The organism is Paraherbaspirillum soli, assembly GCF_042654985.1.
Taxonomy (GTDB): domain Bacteria; phylum Pseudomonadota; class Gammaproteobacteria; order Burkholderiales; family Burkholderiaceae_D; genus Paraherbaspirillum; species Paraherbaspirillum soli.
In genome coordinates this window covers 27,643-53,319 of the sequence record NZ_JBHSMT010000009.1, presented here as the reverse complement: position 1 = coordinate 53,319, position 25,677 = coordinate 27,643, and the positions used below count along the sequence as shown (strand labels likewise).

At 57.0% G+C, this 25,677-nt stretch carries 27 protein-coding genes; 14 read left to right on the top strand and 13 right to left on the bottom strand.

Annotated features, from left to right (window positions below; genetic code table 11):
* The first annotated feature begins 72 nt into the window (after nucleotides 1-72).
* The 3 genes from ACFPM8_RS05610 to ACFPM8_RS05600 all read left to right on the top strand — a co-directional run bounded on the left by ACFPM8_RS05610 (nucleotide 73) and on the right by ACFPM8_RS05600 (nucleotide 3,780).
* On the top strand, nucleotides 73-1,848 hold the full coding sequence (locus ACFPM8_RS05610; protein ID WP_378995869.1) for a glutamine--tRNA ligase/YqeY domain fusion protein: 1,776 nt from the start codon (nucleotides 73-75) through the stop codon (nucleotides 1,846-1,848).
* A gap of 136 nt (nucleotides 1,849-1,984) precedes the next feature.
* Nucleotides 1,985-2,494, top strand: a complete 510-nt coding sequence (locus ACFPM8_RS05605) for a DUF1993 domain-containing protein (protein WP_378995867.1) — start codon at nucleotides 1,985-1,987, stop codon at nucleotides 2,492-2,494.
* 152 nt (nucleotides 2,495-2,646) lie between these two features.
* On the top strand, nucleotides 2,647-3,780 hold the full coding sequence (locus ACFPM8_RS05600; protein ID WP_378995865.1) for a hypothetical protein: 1,134 nt from the start codon (nucleotides 2,647-2,649) through the stop codon (nucleotides 3,778-3,780).
* A gap of 47 nt (nucleotides 3,781-3,827) precedes the next feature.
* Here the strand turns inward: ACFPM8_RS05600 and ACFPM8_RS05595 are convergent, their stop codons facing one another.
* Nucleotides 3,828-4,739, bottom strand: coding sequence for a LysR family transcriptional regulator (locus ACFPM8_RS05595; RefSeq protein ID WP_378995863.1), 912 nt, complete (start codon nucleotides 4,737-4,739; stop codon nucleotides 3,828-3,830).
* 88 nt (nucleotides 4,740-4,827) lie between these two features.
* On the opposite strand from ACFPM8_RS05595, the gene ACFPM8_RS05590 reads away from it, so the two are divergent.
* Nucleotides 4,828-6,093, top strand: a complete 1,266-nt coding sequence (locus tag ACFPM8_RS05590) for an MFS transporter (protein ID WP_378995861.1) — start codon at nucleotides 4,828-4,830, stop codon at nucleotides 6,091-6,093.
* 304 nt (nucleotides 6,094-6,397) lie between these two features.
* Here ACFPM8_RS05590 and ACFPM8_RS05585 read toward each other — a convergent pair whose 3' ends face one another.
* The 6 genes from ACFPM8_RS05585 to grpE form a co-directional block, all read right to left on the bottom strand.
* Nucleotides 6,398-7,711, bottom strand: a complete 1,314-nt coding sequence (locus tag ACFPM8_RS05585; RefSeq protein ID WP_378995859.1) for a solute carrier family 23 protein — start codon at nucleotides 7,709-7,711, stop codon at nucleotides 6,398-6,400.
* Nucleotides 7,712-7,930: 219 nt separating this feature from the next.
* On the bottom strand, nucleotides 7,931-8,449 hold the full coding sequence (locus tag ACFPM8_RS05580) for a DUF1269 domain-containing protein (protein WP_378995857.1): 519 nt from the start codon (nucleotides 8,447-8,449) through the stop codon (nucleotides 7,931-7,933).
* A 99-nt stretch (nucleotides 8,450-8,548) separates the two neighbouring features.
* On the bottom strand, nucleotides 8,549-8,857 hold the full coding sequence (locus ACFPM8_RS05575; protein WP_378995855.1) for a chaperone modulator CbpM: 309 nt from the start codon (nucleotides 8,855-8,857) through the stop codon (nucleotides 8,549-8,551).
* Between the two features lie 16 nt (nucleotides 8,858-8,873).
* Nucleotides 8,874-9,797 (bottom strand): DnaJ C-terminal domain-containing protein, encoded by a 924-nt coding sequence (locus ACFPM8_RS05570; RefSeq protein WP_378995853.1) that lies wholly within the window; start codon nucleotides 9,795-9,797, stop codon nucleotides 8,874-8,876.
* Between the two features lie 27 nt (nucleotides 9,798-9,824).
* On the bottom strand, nucleotides 9,825-11,753 hold the full coding sequence (gene dnaK, locus ACFPM8_RS05565) for a molecular chaperone DnaK (RefSeq protein WP_378995851.1): 1,929 nt from the start codon (nucleotides 11,751-11,753) through the stop codon (nucleotides 9,825-9,827).
* 11 nt (nucleotides 11,754-11,764) lie between these two features.
* Nucleotides 11,765-12,343, bottom strand: a complete 579-nt coding sequence (grpE, locus tag ACFPM8_RS05560) for a nucleotide exchange factor GrpE (protein WP_378995848.1) — start codon at nucleotides 12,341-12,343, stop codon at nucleotides 11,765-11,767.
* A 13-nt stretch (nucleotides 12,344-12,356) separates the two neighbouring features.
* On the opposite strand from grpE, the gene ACFPM8_RS05555 reads away from it, so the two are divergent.
* Together ACFPM8_RS05555 and ACFPM8_RS05550 are read left to right on the top strand one after the other, a co-directional pair.
* Nucleotides 12,357-12,524 carry a hypothetical protein gene (locus ACFPM8_RS05555; RefSeq protein ID WP_378995846.1) on the top strand — a complete coding sequence of 56 codons (168 nt, stop codon included), beginning with the start codon at nucleotides 12,357-12,359 and terminating at the stop codon, nucleotides 12,522-12,524.
* A gap of 38 nt (nucleotides 12,525-12,562) precedes the next feature.
* Complete coding sequence (locus ACFPM8_RS05550) at nucleotides 12,563-12,865, top strand: antibiotic biosynthesis monooxygenase family protein (RefSeq protein WP_378995844.1); 303 nt, start codon at nucleotides 12,563-12,565, stop codon at nucleotides 12,863-12,865.
* A gap of 180 nt (nucleotides 12,866-13,045) precedes the next feature.
* Here the strand turns inward: ACFPM8_RS05550 and ACFPM8_RS05545 are convergent, their stop codons facing one another.
* Nucleotides 13,046-13,210 (bottom strand): DUF3563 family protein, encoded by a 165-nt coding sequence (locus ACFPM8_RS05545; protein ID WP_378996010.1) that lies wholly within the window; start codon nucleotides 13,208-13,210, stop codon nucleotides 13,046-13,048.
* 328 nt (nucleotides 13,211-13,538) lie between these two features.
* On the opposite strand from ACFPM8_RS05545, the gene sbcB reads away from it, so the two are divergent.
* Nucleotides 13,539-14,972: an exodeoxyribonuclease I gene (gene sbcB / locus ACFPM8_RS05540; RefSeq protein WP_378995841.1), complete on the top strand. Its 1,434-nt coding sequence runs from the start codon at nucleotides 13,539-13,541 to the stop codon at nucleotides 14,970-14,972.
* A 152-nt stretch (nucleotides 14,973-15,124) separates the two neighbouring features.
* On the opposite strand, the gene speG is transcribed toward sbcB, so the two are convergent.
* The 4 genes from speG to ACFPM8_RS05520 all read right to left on the bottom strand — a co-directional run bounded on the left by speG (nucleotide 15,125) and on the right by ACFPM8_RS05520 (nucleotide 19,754).
* Nucleotides 15,125-15,658: a spermidine N1-acetyltransferase gene (gene speG, locus ACFPM8_RS05535; RefSeq protein WP_378995839.1), complete on the bottom strand. Its 534-nt coding sequence runs from the start codon at nucleotides 15,656-15,658 to the stop codon at nucleotides 15,125-15,127.
* Nucleotides 15,659-15,669: 11 nt separating this feature from the next.
* Nucleotides 15,670-18,177 (bottom strand): acyl-CoA dehydrogenase, encoded by a 2,508-nt coding sequence (locus tag ACFPM8_RS05530; RefSeq protein ID WP_378995837.1) that lies wholly within the window; start codon nucleotides 18,175-18,177, stop codon nucleotides 15,670-15,672.
* 162 nt (nucleotides 18,178-18,339) lie between these two features.
* Nucleotides 18,340-18,813: a DUF4118 domain-containing protein gene (locus ACFPM8_RS05525; RefSeq protein ID WP_378995835.1), complete on the bottom strand. Its 474-nt coding sequence runs from the start codon at nucleotides 18,811-18,813 to the stop codon at nucleotides 18,340-18,342.
* Nucleotides 18,814-18,890: 77 nt separating this feature from the next.
* Nucleotides 18,891-19,754 (bottom strand): alpha/beta hydrolase, encoded by an 864-nt coding sequence (locus ACFPM8_RS05520; protein WP_378995833.1) that lies wholly within the window; start codon nucleotides 19,752-19,754, stop codon nucleotides 18,891-18,893.
* A gap of 552 nt (nucleotides 19,755-20,306) precedes the next feature.
* Here ACFPM8_RS05520 and ACFPM8_RS05515 point away from each other — a divergent pair.
* The 6 genes from ACFPM8_RS05515 to ACFPM8_RS05490 all read left to right on the top strand — a co-directional run bounded on the left by ACFPM8_RS05515 (nucleotide 20,307) and on the right by ACFPM8_RS05490 (nucleotide 24,319).
* Complete coding sequence (locus tag ACFPM8_RS05515; protein WP_378995831.1) at nucleotides 20,307-21,425, top strand: SDR family oxidoreductase; 1,119 nt, start codon at nucleotides 20,307-20,309, stop codon at nucleotides 21,423-21,425.
* A 234-nt stretch (nucleotides 21,426-21,659) separates the two neighbouring features.
* Nucleotides 21,660-22,538 carry a KPN_02809 family neutral zinc metallopeptidase gene (gene ypfJ, locus ACFPM8_RS05510; RefSeq protein WP_378995829.1) on the top strand — a complete coding sequence of 293 codons (879 nt, stop codon included), beginning with the start codon at nucleotides 21,660-21,662 and terminating at the stop codon, nucleotides 22,536-22,538.
* A 178-nt stretch (nucleotides 22,539-22,716) separates the two neighbouring features.
* A complete protein-coding gene (locus ACFPM8_RS05505) occupies nucleotides 22,717-23,112 on the top strand; it encodes an MAPEG family protein (RefSeq protein WP_378995827.1) in 396 nt (131 codons plus the stop codon).
* 12 nt (nucleotides 23,113-23,124) lie between these two features.
* Nucleotides 23,125-23,442, top strand: a complete 318-nt coding sequence (locus tag ACFPM8_RS05500) for a hypothetical protein (RefSeq protein ID WP_378995825.1) — start codon at nucleotides 23,125-23,127, stop codon at nucleotides 23,440-23,442.
* Nucleotides 23,443-23,469: 27 nt separating this feature from the next.
* Nucleotides 23,470-23,700, top strand: a complete 231-nt coding sequence (locus ACFPM8_RS05495) for an RNA-binding S4 domain-containing protein (protein WP_378995823.1) — start codon at nucleotides 23,470-23,472, stop codon at nucleotides 23,698-23,700.
* 28 nt (nucleotides 23,701-23,728) lie between these two features.
* A complete protein-coding gene (locus tag ACFPM8_RS05490) occupies nucleotides 23,729-24,319 on the top strand; it encodes a DUF924 family protein (RefSeq protein ID WP_378995821.1) in 591 nt (196 codons plus the stop codon).
* On the opposite strand, the gene ACFPM8_RS05485 is transcribed toward ACFPM8_RS05490, so the two are convergent.
* On the bottom strand, nucleotides 24,316-25,191 hold the full coding sequence (locus ACFPM8_RS05485) for an MBL fold metallo-hydrolase (RefSeq protein ID WP_378995819.1): 876 nt from the start codon (nucleotides 25,189-25,191) through the stop codon (nucleotides 24,316-24,318). The two genes, ACFPM8_RS05490 and ACFPM8_RS05485, sit on opposite strands and share 4 nt — an antisense overlap.
* Before the next feature lie 102 nt (nucleotides 25,192-25,293).
* Here ACFPM8_RS05485 and ACFPM8_RS05480 point away from each other — a divergent pair, with 102 nt between their 5' ends.
* Nucleotides 25,294-25,632 (top strand): metalloregulator ArsR/SmtB family transcription factor, encoded by a 339-nt coding sequence (locus tag ACFPM8_RS05480; RefSeq protein ID WP_378995817.1) that lies wholly within the window; start codon nucleotides 25,294-25,296, stop codon nucleotides 25,630-25,632.
* The last annotated feature ends 45 nt before the right edge of the window (nucleotides 25,633-25,677 follow it).

Here is a 25,677-nt window from a genome sequence, read left to right as displayed (position 1 = left end):
GGTTTGGAAAGCACCGGGCTACGGTAAAATGGCTGTTACCCTTAGCCAGTAAAGCATTCAGACCAACCACCCATGAACACCGACCACAAAAACGGCAACACCCCGCCTCTGCCCGCCTCGTCCAATTTCCTGCGCACCATCGTCGAAGCCGATCTGAGCGCCGGCAGCTACGCCGATCGCAAGGACAGCCAAGGTCAGCCATTGCCGACTATCGTGACCCGCTTTCCGCCTGAGCCGAACGGCTATCTGCACATCGGCCACGCCAAGTCGATCTGCGTCAACTTCGGCCTGGCGCGCGATTACGGCGGCCGCTGCCACCTGCGCTTCGACGACACCAACCCGGAAAAGGAAGAACAGGAATACGTCGACACCATCATCGACAGCGTCAAATGGCTCGGTTTCGACTGGAAAGACGATACTGGCGAACACCTGTACTTCGCCAGCGACTACTTCGACCAGTTGTATGAAATGGCGGAGCACCTGATCACCGAAGGCCACGCCTACGTCGACAGCCAAAGCGCCGAACAAATGGCCGCCAATCGCGGCAACTTCGGCGAAGCGGGCAAGGATTCGCCGTTCCGCAACCGCTCGGCGGCTGAATCGCTGGACCTGTTCCGCCGCATGAAAGCCGGCGAATTCAAGGACGGCGAACACATCCTGCGCGCCAGGATCGACATGGCGTCGCCCAATATGAACCTGCGCGACCCGGCTATCTACCGGATTCGCCACGCCCATCATCACCGCACCGGCGACACCTGGTGCATCTACCCGATGTATGACTACACGCACCCGATCTCGGACGCGCTGGAAAACATCTCGCACTCGATCTGCACGCTGGAATTCCAGGATCACCGGCCGTTCTACGATTGGATTCTGGAGCGCCTGAGCGAAGGCGGTTTCCTGCCGAAACCGGTGCCGCACCAATACGAATTCTCACGCCTCAACGTCACTTACGTCATCACCAGCAAGCGCAAATTGCGTCAGCTGGTGGACGAAGGCATCGTCGACGGCTGGGACGATCCGCGGATGTCGACCCTGGTCGGCATCCGCCGCCGCGGCTTTACGCCGGAATCACTGCAACTGTTCTGCGAGCGCACCGGCGTCACCAAATCCGAAGGCTGGATCGACATGAGCTCGCTCGAAGGCGCGCTGCGCGAAGACCTCGATCCCAAAGCGCCGCGCGCTACCGCCGTATTGCGCCCGCTAAAACTGATCATCGACAATTTCCCGGAAAACGAAACAGTCGCCTGCCATGCACCGGTCTACCCGCCGGCACATCCGGAACACGAGACTGCGCTGCGTCACTTCCCGATCAGCAAAACCCTGTGGATCGAACAGGAAGATTTCATGGAAACCCCGGTCAAGGGCTACTTCCGCCTGTTCCCGCCGACTGCCGACAAGCCCGGCAGCCGGGTCCGCCTGCGCCACGGCTACGTGGTCGAATGCACCGGCTTCGACAAAGACGCCGACGGCAACATCACGGCGGTGCACTGCAACTACTTCGCCGACAGCAAAAGCGGCACCGAAGGCAGCGCCAACTACAAAGTCAAAGGCAACATCCACTGGATCAGCGTCGCCCACGCGCTGGAAGCCGAAGTGCGCCTGTACGACCGCCTGTTCACCGACCCGCATCCGGATGCCGGCGGCAAGGACTTCAAGCTGGCGTTGAATCCGCACTCGAAAGAAGTGCTGACCGCCTATCTGGAACCGGGCTTGAAGGATGCCAAGCCGGGCGAAAGCTATCAGTTTGAACGGCATGGTTATTTTGTCGCCGACCGGGTCGATTCGGTGGTCGGCAAGCCGGTGTTTAACCGGACCGTGACCTTGAAAGATAGCTGGGCCAAATAAGCGCCCAGACGGTACAGAGGGTGGAACAGCGCGACGCTTTCCACCTTTTTTTATTTGCCACAGCCAACATTCGGCTGACAACTCTGCTGTCTGCTCCCACGCCTTATAATCACGCCACTCAACCAAGGAGACTCCTATGACCATATCCATGTACAGCGCCTCGATTCCCGTTTTCAAGCAAATGCTGAACGCCATGAACGACGTCCTGGTGAAAGCTGAAGCGCATGCCACAGAGAAAAAGATCGAGCCGAATGCCTTGCTGCAAGCGCGCTTGTTCCCTGACATGCTGCCGCTGGTCCGTCAGGTGCAAATCGCAGCCGATTTTGCCAAGAGCGTACCGGCGCGCCTGGCTGGCATCGAAGTGCCTTCCTATGAAGATAACGAGCAGACTTTTGCCGAGCTGCATGCACGCATCGCCAAAACCCTGGCGTTTATCGACGGCCTGAGCGCCGCGCAAATCGACGGCAGCGAAGGGCTGGAAATCGTGCTGCGTCCCGGCACGCCGAAAGAGAAAAAACTCAGCGGCCAAGCTTATCTGCTGAGCTACGGTTTGCCGCAATTCTTTTTCCATGTCACCACCACGTATGCGATCTTGCGCCACAACGGCGTGGAAATCGGCAAGCGCGATTTCATGGGCGCGTTTTAAGACTAGCTTCTTGTATTAAGAAAACGCGACTTTCGGGTCGCGTTTTTTATTTGAAGCAGCGCTTTGTGCATAGTTAGTATTCATTCCCTATAGGAAATTTCATTTAAGCAGATTAGAATTTTGCCCCTCTCCAATATTTTAATTTTTTTACAATGAAACCTATTTATTCCGCTTTACCTTTCATTCTGGCGGCGTCTCTTAGCGCTTGCGGCGGTGGCGGCGGAAATGACAATTCAGGAGCAAGCTCCAGCATCACAACATCAGCACCACCGGCGTCCGTGCCGGTGCTGGATGGCGGGCTGTATGGCTCGATGCGAGAAACAGAACCACCGACCGCCCCAGCAACAACGTCTGGCCCGCAGGCAATGACCAGCATGACGTATATGAAAACAAACGTCGCACTCGGTGACGGTTTCTTTTCTACGATAGAACGCGACGAGTCCGTATCGAGCGATTCCAGCAAACCTACGCTGGTGCTGTCGCAGCAAGGATGGACACCGGTAAGCGACACCTCATTTGCCTATGACGTGCAGCAGCCCGATGCGAATACACTGATATTTCGCAATCCGATCTCGAAGGCACGGAGTAAAACAGTAATCGTCCGCAAAGATTTGTCGGGACAGACCCTGGCCTCGGAATTGCCGGTAAAAGACGAAAAAGGCAATGATGTAGCACCCCAGGTTGGGACCGCGACCTTCCCCCCCGGTACAGTGCGCGTCACACTTGAGCAATATACGGTGCTGGACGACGAATATCGGCTGCACACGTTTTACCCAGGCATGGGAAATGGCATTGCTTACGCATCCCTCCCGGCAATGCGCGCCGGTACAGATTTCAATCATGCGGGCTGCATGACTGCCTATCCTGCCAGCGGATTTATCAATTACGCTCTCGTTTTCCGTGCCGCCGAAGCCAATGGCGCCAGCGGAACGATGGACATTTACCCAGCCAAGACTTACGTTACTTCACCCAGTGCGTGGACTAATCTGTGCACCGTCGATCCGGCCGCCACCCCGGTCAGCAGCGCCGCCTGGCAAGAAAAAACAATCAATGGCACCACCATCATGGTAGTGACAAATCCAAGCATTCCGGGCCTGGAAATGTTGCTAGATGCCTTCGCGCAGTATGGGCAAAAACTGATTTTCAGTGTCTATAACGGCCAAGTGTATGAGGGAAGTCTGACTCCACAAGGTTATACCGCACCCGAGAATTCCGACGACACGCGTTACTACACTCCGGCCACGTATGCAATCATTCGGCAAAAGTTGAATATGGCATTCCAATAAGAGGATAAACAACCGCATGGCGGGCGTCCACAAATGCCCGTCATGCATCACAATCCCAAGCGCCCCTCCTCCTCCAGCACCTCACTCAAGCCCTGCCGAAAACGCGCAATCGGTTCGGCCAGCCGCCCCGGCGATCTGGCGTGGATCAGCCAGGCGTTCACGCCGGCCTGACATTCCGGCACAGTCAATACCCGCACCTGATTGCGCAAGGGACTGCGCGCTAGCGCCGCGGGCGTGACCACCCCTATCCCCATGCCGCGCGCCACCAGCGACAATTGCAACTCCGTGCCAAACGCTTCCACCGCCACATCGAATGGCAAGCGCGCAGCATCCAGCGCGCGATGAATTGCGCGGCGCATGCCGCAACCGTCCTGATTCAACACCCATGGGTGCGACGCCAACTCGCGCAGCGACAACTCCCCCTCGGACAGAAGCAATTGCGGCGGCGCCACGATCAATGGCTTTTGGTGGCCGAGCAGTTCCATCGCAAGCGTGGTGGGTGGCATGACGTCGTCGGCGAGCAACACGGCGGCGGCATCAATGGCATTGCTTTCGACCATCGCCACCAGCGCCGGCGACCAGCCGGCTGTGATGCGCAATGTCAGTTTGGGAAACTCCCGGCGCAATTGATCGATCGGCTCAAGCAATGCCTGTTCAGCCAGAAACGGCGGCACGCCAAGCCGGAACTCGCCGCTGGGTTCGGCGCCGGGCGCAACGCCGGCCAGCAGGTCGGCGACCGAACCCAGCACGCGGCGGCCGTGCTCATAAACTTCCTTGCCGGCGGCGGTCGGCTTCAACGGTTTCGACTGGCGCTCGAGCAGGGTCACGCCGAGCCGGTCTTCCAGGCTCTGGACCCGGCGGCTGATGCCGGGCTGGGTCAGATGCAGGCGCGCCGAGGCAGCCACGATGGAACCGGTTTCGACCACCGCCACGAAGGCTTCGATGTCATGCGTATTCATTATTAACTCGCATAATAACTATGATAATTATTCACTTGTAGCATAAACATCCTGGATTCACAATGCCCCCACCTAATGTGGAGAATCCATGCATAACTTAGAAGTAAGCCAAACAGTGCCGCGCGGCGTCACTCCGCTGGCTTCCCAGCCGCCCGCTGCCGGCATTTCCGGCCCGCGCCAACTATTGTTCGCTGCTGCGGTCGGCATCATCGTGATCAACCTGTTCGCCACGCAAACCTTGATTGGTCCGATCAGCGCGGCGCTGGGCTTGAGTCAGCGGCAGATTGGTCTGATCGCCATGCTGCCGCAACTCGGCTACGCCGCCGGCCTGATCCTGCTGGTGCCCCTGGCTGACCTGATCGAAAACCGGCTGCTGATCGTGCGCTTGCTGACAGGCTGCGCTGTGGCGCTGGCGACGGCCATGCTGGCGCCGTCGGGCTGGGTGTTCCTGCTGGCGATCTTCCTGGCCGGCGCTGCTTCGAGCGCAATCCAGATGATGGTGCCGTTGGCCGCGCTGATGGCCAGTGAAGCGCATCGCGGCAGAGTGGTCGGCAATGTGATGAGCGGACTGATGCTGGGCATTTTGCTGTCGCGGCCATTGTCCAACCTGCTGCTCGATAGCGGCGGCTGGCGCGTGCTGTACGGCGTGCTGGCGGCATCGGTGGCATTGGTGGCCGTGACGCTGAACCGCACACTGCCGTTGCGGCGGCCGGCGGCCGGCTTGTCTTACCCAGCCTTGATCGGATCGCTGTGGTGCCTGGTGCGCAGCCAGCCGGTGTTGCGCCAGCGCGCAAGCACCGCGGCCTTGTGCATGGCGACCTTCAGCGCGTTCTGGACTGCGATTGCCTTGCGTCTGGCGCAACAGCCGTTCCACATGAGCCAAAGGCAGATCGCCGTATTTGCGCTGGCTGGTGCGGCCGGCGCCGTGATTGCACCATTGGCTGGTCGTGCCGGCGATCGCGGCTGGACTCGGCCGGCTACCGTACTGTCGCATCTGTGCATGATAGTTGCGCTGCTGCTGGCAGGCGTGGCTGGTGCGGGCTGGGGCGGCTTTGCGGCGGCTGCACATCCGTCGCTGGCACTAGGCTTGTTGGTGCTGGCCGCGGTTGGGCTGGATGCCGGCATCACCGGTGATCAGACCCTGGGGCGGCGCGCGATCAACATGCTGCCGCCGGAACTGCGGGGCCGCCTGAACGGGCTGTTTGTCGGTATTTTCTTCATTGGCGGCGCGTGCGGTGCGGCCGGCGCGGCGCTGGCCTGGGTGGCTGGCGGCTGGTCGGCGGTATGTCTGTTTGCGATCGGCTTGGCGGCGGTGGCGCTGGCAGCGCATGCGATCACCGCGTTCCGGTCATGAAGCAAGCCGCTGACAAAGTTAAAGCTCGAACTTTGTCTCCAGTGAGAACATACTAGCCGCTGCTCGTTATCTGATCAGCGATGCAGAAACCCTGTTTATCAACAATGGAGTACGCCATGGGCAAGAGCCAGGATGCGAAGAAAGCCGTTAAAAAAGAACCGGCTAAAACAATGAAGGAAAAAAGGGAAGTCAAGAAAGTGAAGAAGGAGGAAAAGAAGCGTCAATGATGCCGACCAAATGCAGCGGTGCTGATTACGGCATCAGACAAAACAGGTGCCTTATAAGCACCTGTTTTTGTTTCCGTCTACCGCGTTGAATCAATGTCTTTGGTCCGCCGCAACAACGCATGCAAGATGATCGCGCCAAACGTCGCGGTCCCGATCCCGCCCAGCGCAAATTCTCCCAGTTTCAGGGTGAAGTCGCCGGCACCCAATACCAGCGTCACCGCAGCGACGATCAGGTTGCGGTTATCGGAAAAATCGACTTTGTTCTGGACCCAGATACGCGCCCCCGCAACGGCGATCAGGCCAAATACGACGATCGACACGCCGCCCAGCACCGCGCCTGGAATGGTCTGGATCACTGCGCCGAATTTCGGCGAAAAGCCGAGCACGATGGCGAGGCAGGCAGCCACCACAAACACCAGCGTCGAATAGATTTTGGTGACCGCCATCACGCCGATGTTTTCGGCATAGGTGGTGACGCCGGTACCGCCGACGCTGCCGGAGACTATCGTCGCCAGCCCGTCGCCGACGAAGGCGCGGCCCATGTATTGATCGAGATTTTGACCGGTCATGGCGCTCACGGCCTTGATGTGGCCGAGGTTTTCCGCCACCAGGATGATCGCGATCGGCGCCAGCAATGCCATCGCATCGGCCTTGAAGACCGGCGTCGCGAAATGCGGAATGCCGAACCATGCCGCGTGGGCGACGATGCCAAAATCAATCGGCTTGCCGAGACCGGCGCCATTGGTCAGCAGCGCATACGCCACGTAAGCCAGCAATAGTCCAACCAGAATCAGCAGACGCTGCAACATGCCGCGCGTGAACACCGCGACCAAGCCGACGCACAACACCGTGCCCAAGGCCATCCAGGCATCGAAAGTGTTGCCGGTGACACCCTTGACCGCAATCGGCGCCAGGTTGAGACCGATCACCGCGACCACTGCACCGGTCACCACCGGCGGCATCAATTTCTCGATCCAGCGCGTGCCGATCGCCATCACGACCAGGCCGATCAGCGTGTACAGCGCACCGCAGGCGATGATGCCGCCAAGCGCCACCCCGAGGTTGCCGTTCAGGCCGTGACCGCCGTAGCCGCTGACCGCGATGACCAGTCCGATGAAGGAAAAACTGGAGCCGAGATAGCTCGGCACTCGGCCGCCCACCAGCACAAAGAACAGCAACGTGCCGATACCCGACATGAAAATCGCCAGATTCGGATCGAAACCCATCAACAACGGCGCCAGCACCGTCGAGCCGAACATCGCAACCACGTGCTGCACGCCCATCGCGAAGGTTTGCGGCCACGGCAAGCGCTCGTCGGTTGCGATCACCTGCGCCTGCCCGTCCGTCAGGCTGGCGCGTACACGCCACTTGGGAAAATAAGAACCCGCCATGCAATTTCTCCCTGATGTTTTATCTGTTAATTTTTGACCGGGGGCTAGTGTACGAAGCCGGCAACAAAATAACAATCGTCATCCGGCAGGAAACAGAAGAAATATGCGAGCGAAACAGGCGACCGGAGTGACCGCAAGCGACCTCGATGCGCATAAAAAAGCGCACCGGATATTCCATCCGATGCGCCTTGTTTTTATTTCAATCTTGCTAAATACCGATCACGGAAAGATCGGAATATGTTTCTCCACGCCGCCGAATTTGGCTTCGGGATGGCGTTTCGCCATCATTGCTTCGATCTCGTCGACCCGCTTGAACGGGACATCCAGAATCAGCAGCACTTTACCCTCGGCGATGCCGGCATGAAATGCCTTCAGGCGTGAATTGGGAATCGCCGCCGCGGCCATGCCTGACATCCAGCTGCCGAGGAAAGCCCCGACCAGCGTAGTGATGACCAGCGCCACCGCGTTCAGATGCACCCAATCGGGAGGGAAATAAACCAGCCAGATACCGCCCGCCAAGCCGAGTATCCCGCCCGCCAGCATGCCGACTTCGGCGCCATTGGCCAGATCGGTTTTATGCAATGCGGTGGCTTCCGGCATGTCGGCCGGCAGTTTGCCTTCTTCGGCCCAGAAGTGCATGCTGCCAATCCCGAGCCGGGCCAGCAGCAATTCGTCCAGCATGCTGCGTGAGCTGGGGACGTCCGGCAACATGAAATAAAGTCTTTTTTTGCCTATCATGGTGGTCTCCTTTAGGGCAATTCACTGATTCAGCATAGTCAACGGTGGGACAATCTACAAAGATTAAAAATGCGGCAAGCCTGACTTACCTTCTAGACATCAAGTGAAGCCGGCTCGCTGTAGCAACTTCCTTAGCCGCTCGACTTCTTCGATCAGGTCGACCATCAAGGCCGCAGCGTCCTGATTGGCATCGAACATGCGCTCCGCTGCGGCCAGGCGCCGCGCGCGGATCAAATCGGCGCTGCTGAAACGCCAGGTCGCGGAATCGTGCGGATTGACGCCTATCAGTTCTGCCTCGACGTGCGCCACCACCCATTGCGGCGCCATTTCGCAAGCCCTGGCGAATTCCTCCAGCGTCAGCGCAACCTCGTCGAGCAAAACGCCGGTCACAATATTGCTGCGTGTCATGGCTCAGCCTCCCCTCTCAGCTCCCCATTTCCCTACGCGGATCAAAGGCCATCTCGCGCGCCATGGTTTCGTAAATCTGCCGCCCGCGTTCGCTGGTCGCCGGCGGCAGCACGACATCCAGCACCAGATAGAAATCGCCCGGCGGATCGCCCGGGATGCCGCGTCCTTTAAGCCGCAATTTGCGGCCGGATTGGGAACCGGCGGGCACCGTCACTTGCACTTTTCCGCCGGGGGTCGGCACCTCGATGGTCGCGCCTATCGCGGCTTCCCAAGGAGCGACCGGCGTTTTTTCGTAGACATCCCGGCCTTCCACCCGATAGCGCGGGTTAGGTTTGAAATGCACTTCCAGGTACAAGTCGCCGGGCGCGGCACCGCCAACGCCCGGGCCGCCTTGACCGGACAGGCGGATGTGCTGGCCTTCCTTCACTCCTTTGGGGATTTTCACGTTCAGCGTGCGCTCCTTGGTCACGACTTGTCCGCGCGCGTCGATCTGCGCCGCCTGCAGGGTAAGCGGCCGCACCATGCCGTGATAGGCGTCGGCCAGGTCGATCAAAATTTTCGCGTGATGATCTTCGCCTCGCATTTGATAGCTGCGCGCATGTTTGCCGCGGCCCACGTGACCGAACAGGTTGGCGAAGAAGTCGCTGGCATCGCCGGCATCGGCGCCGGAGAATTCGAACCCGGCATCCCAATCGGGCGGCGGCTGGAACTCTTGTCCGGCGCGATAACCACTGCCGAGCTGGTCATACGCAACCCGCTTTTCCGGATCCGACAGCACGGCGTAGGCTTCGTTGACCTCTTTCATGCGGGTGTCGGCATTAGCCTCCTTGCTGACATCCGGATGGTATTTGCGGGCCAGCTTGCGGTAGGCCTTCTTGACTTCATCCGGCGACGCGCTTTTGTCGACGCCGAGAGTCTGGTAGTAGTCCTTGAATTCCACGCCGGCTACCTTTCAAAAACAGTTGAACTACTTATTTTTGACTTCCTTGAAATCCGCATCCACCACATCATCCTCCTTCGGCTTGGCTTCCGACGCGCCCGCGCCTTCCGCAGCGCCCGCGGCCTGCTGCCCTTGCATGTCGGCGTACATTTTTTCGCCCAGTTTCTGGGCCGCGGTCGACAGCGCCGCGATCTTGCCGTCGATGTCGGCCTTGTCGTTGGCTTTCAGCGCACTGTCGAGATTCGCGATCGCCGCTTCGATCTTTTCCTTTTCGCCGGCATCCAGCTTGTCGCCGTATTCGGCCAGGGATTTGCGGGTCGAATGCACCAGCGCATCGCCGTGGTTGCGGCTTTCCGCCAGTTCTTTCATCCGCTTGTCTTCTTCGGCGTTGGCTTCGGCGTCACGCACCATCTTCTGGATTTCTTCCTCGGTCAGGCCGGAGTTGGCCTTGATCGTGATCTTGTTTTCCTTGCCGGTGGCCTTGTCTTTGGCGCCGACGTGGAGAATGCCGTTGGCGTCGATGTCGAACGTGACGTCGATCTGCGGCGTGCCGCGCGCTGCCGGCGGAATGCCTTCCAGGTTGAATTCGCCCAGCAGCTTGTTGCCGCTGACAATTTCGCGCTCGCCTTGATAGACCTTGATGGTCACGGCGGATTGGTTGTCGTCCGCGGTCGAGAACACCTGGCTGAACTTGGTCGGGATCGTCGTGTTCTTGTGGATCATCTTGGTCATCACGCCGCCCAGCGTTTCGATGCCGAGCGACAGCGGCGTCACATCCATCAGCAGCAGGTCCTTGCGTTCGCCCGACAACACCGAGCCCTGAATCGCAGCGCCGACCGCCACCGCCTCATCCGGATTGACATCCTTGCGCGGCTCCTTGCCGAAGAATGCCTTCACCTTTTCCTGCACTTTGGGCATCCGCGTCATGCCGCCGACCAGGATCACGTCGCCGATCTTGTCGACGTCCAGACCGGCGTCCTTCAACGCGATGCGGCAAGGTTCGATCGTTTTTTCGATCAGGTCTTCAACCAGCGATTCCAGTTTGGCGCGCGTGACTTTCAGGTTCATGTGCAGCGGTGCGCCGTCGAGCATGGCGATGTACGGCTCGTTGATTTCGGTTTGCTGGGTCGACGACAGCTCGATCTTGGCGCGCTCCGCCGCGCTCTTGATCCGCTGCAGCGCGATCACATCCTTACTCAGATCGACGCCGTTGATCTTTTTGAACTCACTGATGATGTAGTCGATGATGCGTTGATCGAAATCTTCGCCGCCGAGGAAAGTGTCGCCGTTGGTTGAATGCACTTCAAACTGCATTTCACCGTCGACATCGGCAATCTCGATGATCGAGATATCGAAGGTGCCGCCGCCCAGATCGTACACCGCGATCTTGCGGTCGCCCTTGCCGCCCTTGTCCAGACCGAACGCCAGCGCCGCCGCGGTCGGCTCGTTGATGATGCGCTTGACGTCCAGTCCGGCGACCCGGCCGGCGTCCTTGGTGGCCTGTCGCTGCGCATCGTTGAAGTAGGCCGGCACGGTGATGACCGCCTCGGTCACTTCCGCACCCAGGTAATCTTCGGCGGTTCTTTTCATCTTGCGCAGAACCTCAGCCGAGATTTGCGGCGGCGCCAGTTTTTTGCCGCGGACTTCGACCCAGGCATCGCCGTTATCGGCCTTGATGATCTTGTATGGCATCAAGTGGATGTCTTTTTGCACTTCCTTTTCTTCGAACTTGCGGCCTATCAGGCGTTTGACCGCATACAGCGTGTTTTGCGGATTGGTCACCGCTTGCCGCTTGGCCGGCGCGCCGACCAGGATTTCGCCATCCTCCTGATAAGCCACGACCGATGGCGTGGTGCGCGCCCCTTCCGAGTTTTCGATGACCTTGGGATGGCCGCCTTCCATGATGGCGACACAGGAATTGGTGGTACCCAGATCGATACCAATCATCTTGCTCATCATTGTCTCCTTCAAGTGCCGCCTGTTTTCCCCTGCGCTACGGTCACCAATGCGGGACGCAGCAAGCGGTCGGCGATCATGTACCCCTTTTGCAGCACGCTGACGATGGAATTGGCGTTCAATTCGGCCGGCACCATTGAAATAGCCTGATGCCGGTCCGGATCGAGTTTGTCGCCCGGCGCGGGATTTATTTCTGTTAACTTGTTTTTCTGGAAGGCCGCATCCAGCTGCTTCAGCGTCATCTCGGCGCCTTCCTTCAAGGATTCGATCGATGGCGCCTCGACCTTGAGCGCCGATTCCAGACTGTCTTTCACCGGCAGCAGCACTTCGGCGAAATTCGCGATGGCGAATTTATGCGCGCGCGTGATGTCATCTTGCGCGCGCCGACGGATATTTTCCGTTTCTGCCTTGGCACGCAGAAATGCATCTTGCAATTCCTCTACGCGCTTCTCCGCATCGGCCAGCCGAGCGTCAAGACTGGATTCAACCGGCTGTGGTGTCGCTTCCGGGGGAGCAGTCGCTGCACTTGGCGAAGGCGCGGCCTTTTCGGCGGGATGGTGGTGATGGTGCCGCTTTTCCCGATTCTGCATAGCAAATTCTCCTGTGCTGATGAAGAAATTTGACGCATCTGAAAAAAATATAGGACCGGCTGGTTTGGTTTCAAGCGCGTTTCAAGCGCTTTTTATGACTGTCTCTAAAAACCGGCTGGCGAATATCGATGATAATCCGAAGACGGCAGGCGGTCCGGCCGAAGCCCGTTTTAATTTTTAGTGCGAACTGAAACCAACTTTTAGAAAGCATCCAAACCCATGATTCTCGAACTTGCCGATATACGTATTCATCCTGGACAACAACTGGCATTCGATGCCGCCATTCAGCGCGGCGTGGAGCAGATCATCAGCAAAGCCAAGGGCTTTGTTGGTTTCAAGATTCACAAGGGGATTGAATCGCCGGAGCGATATGTATTGACGATCGTCTGGCAGACGCTGGAAAACCATACTGTGGATTTCCGCGAGTCGCCGGCATTTGCGGAGTGGCGTGCGATTGTCGGGCCGTTTTTCGCGGCGGCGCCAACGGTCGAGCATTTCTCGTTGCTGGCGCAATCGCATTAGGCCGAATTTGGCTGTATCAGGCGTGGTCAGCAGCGGAGCATCCCCTCTGACGGCATTTGCCGTTGGGATGCTCAACTGCTACGCAGCGATACAGGAGTTACAGCTTGTTGAAGCGTATTACTTGATTTACTTGACTGTCTTACTACTACTATTCATTGCAGATTCTGTGCAACCCGGTACTCAGAAACCCTTGATCCATGCTGCAGTCTGGGCGCTTTCGCGGTCCAGGCGTTGCATGCGGTATTCCAGATCGTACAGATCGACCGCACCTGCCAGATAGGCTTCTTTACGCTCTGCTTCGGAACGTTCGTAAGCATTGCCTACACGTTTGAAAAAAGCTGCGATAGCGCTGAAAGCGCCGGATGCTGGTGCTGTTTGAGCAGCTTGACGGGAAATGTTATTGCTAATGGCTAATGTCGACACGATAAATTCCTCTGATATTTTGCGTTGATCGCAAGCAATTGCTGCGCCGCACAAGCAGAATAGGGTTTCTGTCGTTGTTTATCCAATTTCGATTGCCAATAGCAGTTATCACATTTGTGAATTTAACGGGCGCACGGACATTTTTCAGCCCTCACTCAACGCTGTCGAATGTGTTGTAAAACCGCTATACAAGCGTCGAAAGTTGGCTGTAAACTGCCACTCCCCTCTAAATACGCAAATCCCCGAGCTGATGTCCAATCACACCTTCCTCTGGCACGACTACGAAACCTTTGGCGTTCAACCGCGGCGCGACCGCCCGGCACAATTTGCGGCGATCCGCACCGATGCCGAACTCAATGAAATCGGCGAACCGATCATGCTGTACTGCCAGCCGGCGCCGGATTTCCTGCCCGATCCACAATCCTGTCTGATTACCGGCATCACACCGCAGCTCTGCCTGGAGCGCGGCATCCCCGAATACCAATTCGCCGCCGACATCGAGCGCGCATTCTCGCAACCGGGCACCATCGGCGTCGGTTACAACACGATCCGCTTCGATGACGAGGTCACGCGCTTCCTGTTCTGGCGCAATCTGATCGATCCGTATGCGCGCGAATGGCAAAACAATTGCGGCCGCTGGGACCTGCTGGATGTGGTGCGCACCGCCTATGCACTGCGGCCGGACGGCATGCAATGGCCGACCAATGAGGATGGCCGGCCCAGCTTCCGGCTCGAACATTTGACCGCCGCCAACGGCCTCAGCCACGAGGCGGCGCATGATGCGCTGTCCGACGTCCGCGCCACCATCGCCCTGGCGCGACTGATCCGGCAACATCAGCCAAAGCTGTTCGACTTCTGCCTCGCGCTGCATAAAAAAGACCGCGTCGCCGCCGAGATCGGCCTGCCGACGCCGCGCCCGTTCCTGCATATTTCCGGCATGTTCCCGGCCGAGCGCGGCTGTCTCGCCGTGATGTGGCCGCTGGGCGTTCACCCGACCAACAAGAATGAAATTCTGGCCTGGGATCTGGCTTTCGATCCCAGCGAATTGTTCGCGCTGGATGCCGACACCGTCCGCACCCGCCTGTTCAGCAAGAGCGACGCGCTGCCGGAAGGCGTGACGCGGCTGCCGCTGAAGTCGGTCCATCTCAACAAATCGCCGATGGTGATCAACAAGCTGCAAACCCTGTCGGCCGATATGGCCGCACGCTGGGGCATCGATGTGCCGCAAGCCTTGCGGCACGCGGAGATCGCCGCGCAGGCGCCCGACCTGAGCGCGCTTTGGCGGCAGGTATTCCAGCGTCCGAGCGAAGCAACGCCGGATGTCGATGAAGATTTGTACGGCGGTTTTGTCGGCAACAATGACCGCCGCAAGCTGAATGAATTACGCATGTTGTCGCCGCAAAAACTGGCTGGAGCACACCCCAGCTTTGACGATCAACGGATGGAAGAACTGCTGTTCCGCTATCGCGCCCGCAACTTCCCGGAAACGCTGAACGAAGATGAAAGCCAGCGCTGGGAAGAACATCGCGCAGCCCGCTTGTTCGACGGCGAAGGCAATACCCGCACCGTCGATTTGCTGTTTGAAGAAATCGATACGCTGTCGGAAAGCGTCGACGAACGCGGCGAAGAGATTCTGGGTGCGTTGTACGACTATGCGGAAATGGTGGCGCCGGTGCGCGAGTAGAGGGCACCTCTAAAAACCTACTGCAGGGTTTGGCAAACCCGCCAATCTCGGGACTGCAGGGGTGACAAAATCGTCACCGTACCTCCGTACGGCTCCGCTTCTCCCCCCGACCTTGGGCCGCTCGCTACGGTTTTTCGAGGTGCCCTAGAAAATCAAGGGCGCTTGGCCAAGTACTCCGGCTGGAACATGCACATGCGGACCGCATCGCGATACACGCCGTTGATGAAAAATTCGCTTTTCAGTTCGCTTTCCAGCGTAAAGCCGCATTTTTCGTAAATGTGAATCGCCTTGTGGTTTTCCTTGTCCACGTACAGGTACAACTTGTGCAAATTGAGCACGCAGAACGCGTACTCGATCGCCAGCCGCGTAGCGCCTTCGGCATAGCCCTTGCCCTGCGCAATCGGCGCCACGATGATCTGGAATTCCGCGCGGCGGTGGAGGTGCGTGATTTCCACCAGCTCGACCAGACCGACCATCTCTTCCTGGTCGGTCTCCAGAATAAAACGCCGTTCCGATTGGTCATGCACGTGCCGGTCATACAGTTGCACCAGTTCGACATATGCCTCATACGGCTCCTCGAACCAGTAGCGCATGATGTGGACGTTGTTGTCGAGCTTGTGCACAAAGTGCAAATCGTTGCGCTCCAGGGGACGCAATTTGAGGCCGCGTTGGGTCATGGTAGTCATGGGATTGATCTCTAACTTGGTGACGAAATTTCTGTGCTGGCATTGCTAGCGGCCTGTAACGACTGCAGCCGATTGAAGTCCTGCGGAAAATCATCCACCTGCACGCTCATGTCGCCGTAGTGCGCAAAATCGCTCAGCAATTGCTGCTCCGCCTCTGTGATGAGGCCGCTGGCGGCTGCTTCCAGCACCCAGTCCTGCATCTCGATCAGGCTTTGCGGCATAGGCGCCAGCGTGCCGGCCTGGATCGCCGGTTTCAGGCGCGCCGCTATCGCATTAACTTGCGGAATCAATTGGAAAGCCAGTTCGCCGCAAGCATACGGCGCATGCTCGATGGTCGGCAGATACATGTCCGCCAGCAGGCGCTCACGGCTGGCGCCGTTGGTTTGCATGGCGCGCGCCACCGTACTGTCGAGCGCATCCGATGGCTTGGCATAAGGCAGGCCAAAAGGAAAGATCGCGATGCGCAGCAAGAACGCCAGCCAGCGATTCGGATAATTGGCAAGCACGCCAAGATAAGCCTCTTGCGCCTGATGCAATGCATCCTGTATCGCCCAATGCACATACGGCAAATCCTGCTGTTGACAGCCCTCGTCCTGGTAACGCTTCAGCACGCTGGACACCAGGTATAGCTGCGACAAAATATCGCCCAAGCGCCCGGAAATCCGCTCGCGGAATTTTAGCGAGCCGCCCAGCACGAACATCGACACATCGCTGAGCAACGCAAAGGCCGCCGACAACCGATTTACCGCACGGTAGAAATGGCGCAATTCGACCGCCGCCGCTTTCGGCGCCGACGGCAGTGTGCCGCCCGACCAGGCGCTTAATAAAGTCCGTGAAAAATTGGCGAATACAAAACTGACATGGCCGAAAAATGCGCGGTCGAAATCGTCCAGCGCCTTGTTTTGATCGGCCTCGCCGGCCGCCGCCATCTCTTTCAGCACATACGGATGGCAACGCATCGCGCCCTGGCCGAAAATGATCAGGCAGCGGGTCAGGATATTGGCGCCCTCGACCGTAATCGCAATCGGCAGCTGCTGATAAGTGCGCGCCACAAAATTATTCGGACCCATGCAAATGCCTTTACCGCCCAGCACATCCATCGCGGCATTGACCACCACCCGGCCGCGCTCGGTCACGTGGTATTTGGAAATTGCCGAAATCACCGAGGGCTTTTCGCCGGCGTCGACCGCCAACGCCGACAGCCGGCGCGCGGCATCCATCAGATACAGGTTGCCGCCCATGCGCGCCAGCATTTCGTGTATGCCTTCGAATTTGCCGATCGGTACCCTGAACTGCGTCCGCATCGCCGCGTAAGCACTGCTGCCGCGCACCGCCAGCTTGCAAAAACCGACCGAGGAAGACGGTAGTGAAATCGCCCGGCCGGCCGCCAGGCATTCCATCAGCATGCGCCAGCCCTTGCCGATCTGAGCCCGACCGCCGATTACCCAGTCGAGCGGGATGAACACATCCTGGCCGGAGGTCGGACCGTTCTGGAACACCGCGTTCAGCGGCCAATGACGGCGGCCGCTCACCACCCCCGGATGATCGGTTGGAATCAGCGCGCAAGTGATGCCGAGATCCACTTCCGAGCTACCGTCGGCACCCAGCAAATGGTCGGGATCGTGCACTCGGAACGCCAGCCCCAGCACTGTCGCAATCGGCCCCAGCGTGATGTAGCGCTTATCCCAAGTGAGCCGCAAACCGAGCATTTGCTCGCCGTCGTGGGTGCCGACGCACACCACGCCGACATCCGGGATCGCCGCCGCATCGGAGCCGGCGTAGGGACTGGTCAAGGCAAAGCAAGGAATTTCCTGGCCGGCGGCAAGACGCGGCAAGAAATAGTCTTTTTGCGCTTCGGTGCCGTATTCCAGCAGCAGTTCGGCCGGACCCAGCGAGTTAGGCACCATCACTGCAATCGTGGCCGCCGAACAATGCGACGACAGCTTCATGATCACCTGCGAATGCATGTAAGCGGAGAATTGCTTGCCGCCATACTGCTTCGGAATGATCATGCCGAGAAAGCCTTTTTCCTTGATAAATTGCCAGGCTTGCGGCGACAGGTCCTGCCAGATTTGGGTACTGTCCCAATCGCTGATCAGCTGGCACAAATGCTCCACTTCGTTATCGAAAAAGGCTTGCTCTTCCTCGGTCAATTGCGGCGCGGGCGCTTTCAGCAGGCGGTCCCAATCGGGTTTGCCGGAGAACAGCTCGCCATCCCACCAGGTAGTGCCGGCCTCGATCGCATCCCGCTCGGTCTGCGACATACGCGGCAAGATGCGTTGAAATATCTTCAGTATCGGACGCGTCAGCAAGGCATGACGCAAGGGCTTGATGGCTACTGCCAGGCACGGAATCGCCAGCAACAGAAGCAGCAATATCGCGGCCAGCGCGCCAATCCCGGCAAATCGGAAGCCGACGCCGATCCAGATCAGGATGGCCGACAGCCAGAGCCAGGCAGCAACCCGCAACTGCATCAAGGCAAGAGTGCCGACGACGAGCGCTGTAATCCAATAGAGCATGCTATCTCCCAGTGTGATTGAAGACCGCACATCGCATACAGCGGCCTTTCCTGGTGATTGGTCATTTTCCGCATAGGAAAAGTTTCAGTCTATGCAAACTTAATGTTACATAGACCTACTTGGAACAGGCTTACTCCCTCTTCCAGCAAAACCGAAAGCAGTTTAATCAGCGGCTTTTGTTTCCTTTTGAACATGCTTTGCATATTCAATTCTTCTCGCCTGATCTGACTCGATCAATAACTGATAGCGACTTTCAGAAACTCTTTGCAGTAAAACCGCAGTATATCGTTCACGCTGAAGCCATTCGACTATCCATGATGCCAACACAATAATAGTCGTATAAGCAACGATAATATAAATGTCCTGATGATCCAATGATTCAAAAGAATAAAACGGTCTGCGGAAGAAATAAAACGCTGTCGGCATGCTTAGCAAAAAAACGCCAATCGAGTATTGAAAGCCAAATAAATAAGCTATGGCAATACAATTAATTGTGAAAAATAGCATGAACAAATACTCGTCCAGCATTGGAATCAAAATAAACCCCAATCCAAATGCGATTGCAAAATTAAAGAGGCAAATCACAAAAGGGCGTATGCCGCTTTGCTTCCAATTTCTAGCATTTCTCAATTTCATGATGACTTTACTGACTGGAAATTCAATGAATACATATAAAAATCTATTAATAGAACGAAAATTCTCTTCGTATGACTTTATTGCCGTCGATCTCTTAAAGGCGATTTATTGACAAGGTCTTTGTATGACAAGTCTTCGCAATGAAATTCGATATTTTTCTTGATGAATCGTACCGTTTCATTGGTAACGATTTCGCGTTCATTGTCTACGGTAATGATGTGATAGCAATCACCTAGCCAAATAATTTTCCGGATCTCGGAATTGACTTCCTTGATGATTAATTCCGGATTCTTGGGAGATGCGGTTTCATCATCGATGGAATGAATGACTAAAAGATTGGTCTTCACCTCTGCCAACGATTGTCGAACATGCGCCATCATTTTTTGAGCAGCATCAAGATGCCTTGCCGGGATTGCCGCTGCCCCGACTTCCGCAACGCCTTCTTTTTTAAGAGAATTGGCGACTCGTCGGCGCATTTCAAAGTTCTTTATTCCAAATGGATCGCTTTCCTTATAAGACCAGCTTCTATAACCCAGGAAATAAGGAATTCTTATTAACTGCTGATACCACGGGATCGACCATCCGTCATATCTCAATATTGGCGAAAGCGCCACGATACCGACAATATCATTTCCTCGCGATGCGACGGCCAACGCCAATGTTGCCCCCATGCTTAAGCCGCAAATTGATACCGTCTTGAATTTTTCTTTAAGATGCAGAATTTCATTCTCGACGATGGCGCACCAATCCAACCAATTTGGCGACTCGGTTAGATCAACTGCGCTCGCAGAATAATTCTGAATTACCAAATCGACGACATTATAGCCGCTCTTCCTTAAGGATTTAGGTATTGATCCCATTTCCAATGCTGAACCACATAAGCCATGCAATATAATTACCGCATGATCTTTAGGCTGCTCGTGCTGCGCTTTTTGTTCCATACGAAACTATTTCTATGAAGCTGTTAAGAATATTAAATTTACCATGCGACATTCACAGGCAAGATATTGTTTTTATTAAATCAAAGAATCTTTTCTCGAATTTTTTTAATTTAATAAAAACTGAAAGTACAGCTTTTCAGGCACACCATGACAATTTGCTGCCGTCGCGCTTCTTCGTGCCTGGAATTCCGACGGCATCGGTCATTATAAAATTAAATTATTCATCATAGTTTGTTTGTTCTAATGACTTGTGTATTTGCCATGAATTAATGAATCCTTGCCGGGACCTTGTCGCTTGAACAGCATTCCTTCTATAACAACGGCAACAAGTAATCTTTTGTAACTCCATGTATCTAATTGTCAACACCACTATAGATTCATGCGATACACTACATGGGTTTGTTCTACCCAAAATACCAAAGAGCACACAAAAGCGCGCGATCCCATCCTCGGCAACCACGCGTCAATGAGCGACCTGTAGCCTGCATGCGAGGGCGCTGGCAGGCGCCCGTCAACCACTAGTCAACAAGTTATAAGAGCTATTAGCCTTTCATGAATAATTTAATTTTGATGACCGGCGCGACCGGCTTTCTTGGTGGCGCCAATGCGGTGGAAGCAATTCATCGGGGACTGGGTAAAGAGCTGCTGTTGCTGGCTCGCGCGGAAAGCTCGGTTGCAGCCCATGCCCGGGTCATCAAAAATCTGCAATTACTGGGGGCGAGCCCGGCAGATATTGCGCAAATCAGCGTCGATCAAATACTTTGCGCCGACCTGTCCGAACTCGACAACATCGCCGGCGACCCGCGCCTGGATCAGGTATCGGTAGTGATCCATTCGGCCGCATTGGCAACCTTCTCGAATCATCCTTCGCTCGAAAAAATCAATGTCGATGGCACGCTGGCGCTCGGCAAGCTGATGCATCGCCGGCCTGCGCTAAAGCGCTTCATGTATATCGGTACCGCGATGGCTTGCGGCGAAGGCGCCGGCGTCAACGCCGTGGTCGCAGAACGCCTTGAATTGCCACTCGGGGACGAGCACCTGGTCCCTTACACCCGCTCCAAGGCACTTGGCGAAAAAAGATTACGCGAAGTCTATCCGGAGCTGCCGCTGATCATGGTTCGACCATCCATCATTGTCGGCCACACCACCCTTGGCTGCGCGCCTTCGCAAAGTATTTTCTGGGTCTTCATGGTCTGGCAATTGCTGGGCGCGCTCACCACCTCGCTGGATGAAAAAGTCGACGTGGTCCCGGTCGACTGGTGCGCCCAAGCGATCATCGAGCTGGCGCAAAAAGAAACGCTGTCACACGAGGTTTTCCATATCTCGGCCGGCGTCGGCGCCAGCGTACCGTTCCGCGAGATCGACCTGGCGTTGGCGGCGGCGCGCGACATCGAGCCGATCGGCGCCACCTACCGCCAAATCACCCCGGATGCGATCGCCACCTTGCTGCCGCGCATGCGCGAGTGCGTACCGGAGTGCAATGACCGCCTGTTGCTGCGCGCGCTCAAGTTATATGGCGCGTTCGCCGGCTTGAATTACGTATTTAGCAACGATAACCTGCTGGCCGAAGGCATCCAGCCGCCGCCGCGCTTTACCGACTACATCCCTCTGTGCGTGGAATCCGCTCGCCACATCCCGATTGCGGAACAGATGAAGTGGGATTTCAAATAAGCTTTCCGGTACTTTCAGGGCACCTCTAGAAACCGTAGCGAGCGGTCCAAGGTCGGGGCGAGAAGCACAGCCGTACGGTGGTACGGCGAGCATCGCAGACCCGAGATTGGGACGCGCAGTAGGTTTTTAGGGGGGCCCTCACTCCTTCAATTTGACGCTCCCTTATTTGCACTGTATTCCGTTAGAATTGCCCTCTAATTCGGTTCGGATTACACAATCTACAGGGGAGCAGTCATGAAATGGGAAGGCAATCGGGAGAGCGACAACGTCGTAGATGAACGCAATGACAACGGCGGCTCCGGCGGCGGATTTGGCGGCGGCCGCTCGCTTGGCCTGGGCAGCATCGTCATTGCGTTGGCCGCATCCTATTTCTTTGGCATCAGCCCCAGCACCGTACTGAGCTTGCTGGGCGGCGGCCCCGCCAGCCACACACAGACACAAACGGCGCCAACCCATGCGGCACGTGCCAACGATCCGAAGACCAAATTCGTCCGCACCGTGCTGGCGGATACCGAAGATGTCTGGACTGAAGTGTTCCGCGCCAGCGGCGCCACCTATGTGCCGCCCAAGCTGCATATATTTTCCGGCAGGACGCAAACCGCCTGCGGCACCGGCCAATCGGCTTCGGGCCCGTTCTATTGCCCCGGCGATCGGAATGTCTATATCGACCTCAGCTTCTACCAACTGATGCAACAGCGCTTCCACGTATCCGGTGAATTTGCCCAAGCCTATGTGATCGCGCATGAAGTCGGCCATCACGTGCAAAACCTGATGGGTATCTCGGACAAAGTCGATCAAGCCCGACGCCGGATGTCCGAAGCGCAAGCCAATGCCCTGTCGGTCAAGATGGAATTGCAAGCCGATTGCCTGGCCGGCGTCTGGGCCTTTCACGCCAATCAGGCGCGCAGCATCCTGGAGCAAGGCGATGTCGAAGGCGCGTTGAACGCCGCTACCGCGATCGGCGACGATGCGCTGCAAAAGCAGGCGCAGGGTTATGTGGTGCCGGACTCGTTCACCCACGGCACCTCGGCCCAGCGCGTGCACTGGTTCAAGCAAGGCATCAGCACCGGCAAAGTCAACACCTGCAATACCTTTGAAAGCAAAACGCTATAGGCACCTCGAAAAGCCTACTGCGCGTCCCAATCTCGGGGCTGCGATGCTCACCGTACCTCCGTACGGCTGCGCTTCTCGACCCGACCTTGGGCCGCTCGCTACGGTTTTTAGAGGCGCTCAGTAAATGAAGCAACGATATTTACCTGCACAATAACCGATTCATTTTCCGGAGAACTTGATGACCATTGCCTATTGGTGTGTATTGATTGCAGGACTGATGCCGGTGTTGACGGTGGTCTTCGCCAAGTGGGGAAAACGCGATTTCGACAACGCCGAACCGCGCGCTTGGCTTGAAAAACAATCCGGGATGCGGCGCCGTGCCGATTACGCGCATCGCAACCACTTCGAGGCCTTCCCATTTTTTGCCGCCAGCGTGATCATTGCGCAGCAGGTCCATGCCACCCAAAGCACGCTGAACATACTGGCGCTGGGATTTATCGCGGCGCGCGTGATCTATACCGTGCTTTACCTGACAAATCGGCCAACATGGCGCTCGGCGGTGTGGACCATTGCTTATCTGTGCGTAGTTGGCCTGTTCGTCCTGGCAGCCATCAGCCACGGCTCTGCCGCTTAAGGGAGCGCAGCCATGTCACTCAATCCGACGCCAAACATGTCGCATCAGGCCACGCTCCAGCTGCTGCGCGATGCGCTCAATTCGCTGCATAAAAGTCACGACAGGAGCTTCTCGCACATCACGACTTTCTGCCGCATCTGGCGCGCGCAAACCGCGCTACTGGCAGCATTGCCGGCGCGCTATGCGACGGTGGCCGAAGATTTGCTCGGCCGGCTGGAAGCCAGCAGCCTGTTCACCGAAGAAAGCTGCTCCTTCAGCCAGCAGGATTTGCTGGACAACCTGAGCGTCTGGATCGATCAGGCGCGGCAGATGCTGGAACGCGCAACTTAATTTTTTATTCAACACCATCGGAACACTATGCAACAACTTGAACTACGCCTGAACGGCGAGTATGTCGAACTCAATCAACTGCTGAAACTGACCGGCATCTGCGACAGCGGCGGCGCCGGCAAGGCCTTGGTCGCCAGCGGCGTGGTCAAGGTGGACGGCAAGGTGGAGTTGCGCAAGACGTGCAAAATTCGCGCTGGTCAGCGGGTCACGGTGGCGGGCGTACAGATCCGCGTGCTGGCCGCGGATGCCGATGCCTGAAAATACAATCCCGGCTCAGGAGTCCACGATGGAAGAAATTCTGGGGATCAGGCAGTTCTGGTTCGGCGACGACCCGGACGACGAGCGCACCGACAAACGGCAAGCGGGCCTGTGGTGGAGCAAGGATGCCGGCGTCGACCGCCAGATCCGGCAACAGTTTGAAAACACATTACTCGCCGTCGAACGCGGCGACTTGAGTCACTGGGACGAATCCCCGGAGGGACTATCAGCGCTGATTTTGCTGACCGATCAGTTCTCGCGCAATATGTATCGCGGTACCGCACGCGCATTTGCATTCGATGCGCTGGCCCTCGCTTTCTGCCGACTGGCCATTGAACGCGAATTCGACCTGGCGATGCGCCCGATCGAACGCGTGTTCATGCACATGCCCTTGGTCCATTCGGAATCGCTGGCGGATCAACAGCAGGCGGTCCAACTGGCACGCGCACTGACCACGCCTGGCCAGCAAAACTGCTTTACCGGCTTCCTGGACTTTGCGATCCAGCATCACGACATCATTGCGCGCTTCGGCCGCTATCCGCATCGAAACCTGATTCTGGGTCGTCCTTCCAGCGCTGAAGAACTCGCTTTCTTACAGCAGCCTGGCTCATCGTTTTAGAGCTTATTCAGCGGAATCTTCAAGTAGCGCACGCCATTATCTTCCGCCTCCGGCAATTCCCCGGCACAGATATTGACCTGGATCGACGGCAGAATCAGCGTCGGCATGCCCAGCGTGGCGTCGCGTTCGCTGCGCATCGCAATGAACGCCTCGGCGCTGATGCCGTCGCGGATATGGATATTGTGTGCACGCTGTTCGGCGACCGTGGTTTCCCAAGAGGCGGCACGCCCGGCCGGTGGATAGTCATGGCACATGAACAGCCGGGTTGCAGCCGGCAGGCTCAACAAGCGACGCATCGAGTGGTAAAGGGCGGCAGCGCTGCCGCCAGGGAAATCGCAACGGGCCGTGCCGACATCCGGCATGAACAGCGTATCGCCGACAAATACTATTTGGTCCTCGACCAGATACGCCATGTCGGCCGGCGTATGGCCCGGCACGTGCAATGCCTGAGCCCGCAAGCGGCCGATGTAAAAGATCTCATCGGCGACGAACAGATGACCGAACTGCGAGCCGTCCAGGCGGAACTCATGCTGCAGATTGAACACTTCCTTGAACACGCCCTGCACGCTGCGGATATGCTCGCCGATCGCGATGGTACCGCCCAACTGCGCGCGCAGATAAGGCGCGGCTGACAGATGATCGGCATGGGCATGCGTTTCCAGCAGCCACTGCACGGTCAAATTGTTGGCGCGGACGAATGCAACCACCTTATCGGCCGAGGCGGTCGAGGTGCGGCCCGACTTTGGATCGTAATCCAGCACCGAATCGATGATCGCGCATTCGCTGCCGATACCTTCATAGACGACGTAAGTCACCGTCGACGTCGCCTGGTCGAAAAATGCCTGTACGTCAGGTGTCGCGATTTGGCTCATTCTGGCTCACTCTTCCCGCTATCAATATACCGAAACATATAATATTGACAGGCAAATTATCTGTCAATATGATGATCGCCAACCCAAGTAATAATTGCCATTATGAAACAAGCACTTTCACCGATCGGCATCTCCATGTTGCGCGATTCCGCATCCAAAGCATGCGCCTTGCTGAAAACCTTGGCAAACGAAGATCGCTTGCTGATTCTGTGCCAGTTGACGCATGGCGAACAGAATGTCGGCGATATTGAGCAACTGCTCGGCATTCACCAGCCGACCCTGTCGCAACAGCTAGGCGTGCTGCGCGAAGAAGGCTTGGTCAATACGCGCCGTGAAGGTAAATACATTTACTACAGTCTCGCCAGTTTTGAAGTGATTCAGGTAATGCAAACCCTATCCAGCTTGTATTGCGGTAAGGTAATGAAGGATATCCAAAAGTAATAAGACGTATCTTTGACCAGTACCAACAACAACGGAGACAGTCAA